We start from the raw sequence: 2,568 nt of genomic DNA, 5'->3' as shown, positions 1-2,568 counted from the left end.
ATCTAGCCGGAACAAAAGTCCTGCCGTCAATTAGCAAAGCTTCAGTATCCATCTGTTTCTTCGTGTCGTTAACATCATATTCTCTCTTTCCGATGTACAAAACCAATGTATTTCCGTCTGATTCAAATACAGCTTTTTTCTGTACTCCATCCCATGTAACGTTTGCACCCAATGCTTCACCAATAAATCTTGCAGGTGTTTGAGTTCTACCATTAGCATCTATAAAAGGCTGGGCATCAGGGAATTCCAATTTTGTGCCGTTTATCACTACACGAAGAGGTAACTCCAAGGCAGAAGGTGCTATAGAAAATAAAGTGACAAAAGTACAAACCAGTACTAGTATCAAAGCAAGCTTTTTCATCTCAAAATCCTCCTCAGATTGATTTATAAATAAAGTTCCCCTAGATACAATATATAGGGGAACTTCATTTATAATCGCAGATGGTTACCGTTCATCAAAATTCATATCACTATATCTGGAACCAACAACTGATATTTCTATATTATCAATTTGAACACTCTTTAATGTCGGAAGTGCACTGCTGATATTAGCAAGTGCGGAATCGGCAAAATAAGCCCGGACATAATATTTGCCGTCTGCCATCTGAATATGAGTGTACGCCTTTATGTTTTGCGGATTGACTATAATTGTCACCGTTGTCTTTTCTGTTATTCTATACATGGTCTGACCGGGTTTAACGTATTCCCGGTATTTATAGTTATTATAGCTTGAAAGCGTTCCCGATTCTTCATAACCCTCCAAAATATTCCTCCAAAACTCATGGGTTTTCGAAATGTCTTCATCGGTTGAGTGTCTGATTTCCTCAACCGTTTTTGTGTAACGGGAAGGATCTGCTTTCCTGTCTATTATTTGAAGCCAATTTACACCATTCAAACCAACCGGATCGGCTGCGGTGATAGCTGCTGCTCTTGCGGTATAAACAGTACCCTTTTTAGTTGCGGACTGGTTTTGTATATCCACTGCCTGATTTTTATTGTTTACGTACACAAGATTCGACTCATATCTAAAGGAGTTAATAAGCGCCTGTACGAGGTTCTTGTGCTCTTCTGTGTCAGCAGTGGTTGGTTTATAAGTTACCGTTTCTACCGTAAATTGATAAGTGCCCGTTGGATTAAAATAGTAACCCGACTTAATGGGATAAGCCAAGTCTTGAAACGCCTTATCCGACGCAAAAACAGCTCTATCGAGTTCTGAATTTCTTGTATCCATTTTTCTTGCAGCATCCCTGCTTCGCTTATAATTGGCTGCCATGCTTGCCGGTATCGACCAGTTGATTTTTGCCGAATTCTGCTGTGTAAAGATTCTTTGGTATTGTCCCGGTACATCCACCCATCTTTCTACTGAACCGTTTTCATTCAGATGACACATTTTGCGAATTACATCAAATTTATAGGGTTCGCTTGCCCAAAGAAGCTTCTTTTCCAAAGAATTGGCATTGTTATTTTCAATTGTATTTTGGAAGGTCTTTGGTGCAATGCTGGGACTGCCGTTGTATATAAATGCCCTTACATTTACTGTTTTTACTCCGCTGTTGAAAGATGCTTTAGCTTCACCTGAACCAGTATCCACGGGAAGATTATTTCTATTGTTTATTTTATATGTATACTTTCTTACAACATTACCCTCAAAAGTAATATTTCCATTTAAGGATAAGGGCTCCCATGGAGTCGGCCAATTCAAACATTTCTTACCTTCCGGATTATCTCCAAAAGAGCTTCTGTTAAGTGTCATATTTATTACCGGTCTTCGTACAATTATCTCCTCCGGCTCATTTACAGGAGGATTGTTTTTTACATTAAAGTTATTGAATAATTTTTCTGCTTCATTTGTTACATTCAGTGCTCCGGTTGCATTACTACCATTCCATGAAGCATCAGATCTCGGCAATATCAATTCCGCTACAATGTCATTATTATCGGCAAGGGGGAATGCCACCTTTCTCGATAGAACATTGTAATCCAAATCAAATTGCTCCACTGAAGTTTCAATCCTTTTTGCAACCTTTATTAATTCTCCGGAATCGATAACGTTATTATCCAGATACTTTTCTTGTGGATTTTGTCCGTCTTTGTTTACCTCAAACTTTATATTGACATCGCTGTCAGGCATTTTAAAGACAGCATAGAGAACACTTTCTCCTTTTATTGCCTCTATTTTTTCAATTTTTCATTCTGCTGCATTTGCACTTCCGGAAAAAGTAGCCGGTACGGGATTTCCGTTTTTATCTGTAATTTCCCATTTGTACGGAACATTGGCCAAGTCTGTCTCAAAAGTTGAGTTAACGGTTACGCATACTAAAACGTCATCTCCTTCTGCTGCACTGCAAGGAAGACTCTCAAATCTTGCCATCAGGTCATTGGGATCCATGCCTGCATAAAATGTGAATTTTAAAGGATATTTAAAATGGATTCCCACTGCTCCGCCGTTTCTGAAGGTACCGAAACCCACAGAGGCTTCATTGGAATACCGGGTTATATTGCCGGTTTTAAACGTAAATCCGTCCACTAAATGACCGTCTGCATTTTTTATCTGGATTGGGGCAATCA

General features: G+C 39.1%; 2 protein-coding genes and 1 pseudogene. All 3 read right to left on the bottom strand.

The genetic code is table 11. From position 1 onward, the window contains the following. A partial coding sequence (locus tag PLH43_RS13515) for a copper amine oxidase N-terminal domain-containing protein (RefSeq protein ID WP_324363983.1) occupies window positions 1-361 on the bottom strand: 361 nt, incomplete at its 3' end. Window positions 362-445: 84 nt separating this feature from the next. Next, window positions 446-2,131: a hypothetical protein gene (locus PLH43_RS13510; RefSeq protein ID WP_324363981.1), complete on the bottom strand. Its 1,686-nt coding sequence runs from the start codon at window positions 2,129-2,131 to the stop codon at window positions 446-448. Between the two features lie 57 nt (window positions 2,132-2,188). Continuing rightward, window positions 2,189-2,568 (bottom strand): annotated as a pseudogene (locus tag PLH43_RS13505) (hypothetical protein); the annotation flags it as partial.

Origin of the sequence: Acetivibrio sp. (assembly GCF_035371925.1) — a bacterium.
Taxonomy (GTDB): domain Bacteria; phylum Bacillota; class Clostridia; order Acetivibrionales; family Acetivibrionaceae; genus Hungateiclostridium.
Note: the sequence above shows the minus strand (reverse complement) of the source record. Positions and strands in the feature narration are given on the sequence as shown.

Coding starts and splice junctions, on each gene's coding strand:
- PLH43_RS13510 (WP_324363981.1), bottom strand. CDS start 2,131: ATGCCTGACAGCGATGTCAATATAAAGTTTGAGGTAAACAAAGACGGA.